The sequence below is a fragment of the Paenibacillus xylanexedens genome (assembly GCF_007676705.1).
In the GTDB taxonomy this organism is placed as follows: domain Bacteria; phylum Bacillota; class Bacilli; order Paenibacillales; family Paenibacillaceae; genus Paenibacillus; species Paenibacillus xylanexedens_C.
In genome coordinates this window covers 1-304 of sequence record NZ_VEBF01000169.1, presented here as the reverse complement: position 1 = coordinate 304, position 304 = coordinate 1, and the positions used below count along the sequence as shown (strand labels likewise).

At 52.6% G+C, this 304-nt stretch carries 1 pseudogene; it reads right to left on the bottom strand.

Going from position 1 to position 304, the window contains the following annotated elements:
* Window positions 1-270: pseudogene (locus tag FS628_RS30405) on the bottom strand (amino acid ABC transporter); the annotation flags it as partial.
* Between the last annotated feature and the right edge of the window lie 34 nt (window positions 271-304).

The window sequence follows — 304 nt, the reverse complement described above, 5'->3', positions numbered from 1 at the left end:
CACCCCCATCCCCCAACCCCCCTCATCTTCACCCTCTTCAATCTCTACACCCGCAACAACAACCCCCTTTTCCTTCCTCACATACTCCTCACCCACTCCCTTCTCTACAATAACTGCCTCTACCCCCCCCCTCTCCAATTCCACAATCACTTCAGCTATTTTGCCCACAGAAGTGAGCTTTCCTCCCTCCATACCCTCACCCATCCCTTCCTCAATCCAACTCTTCTGTACCCCAACCTCCTTGCCCCAAACATCATCCATCGACTTCAATCCCGCATCTTCACCTTCTCTAACCACTACAGCC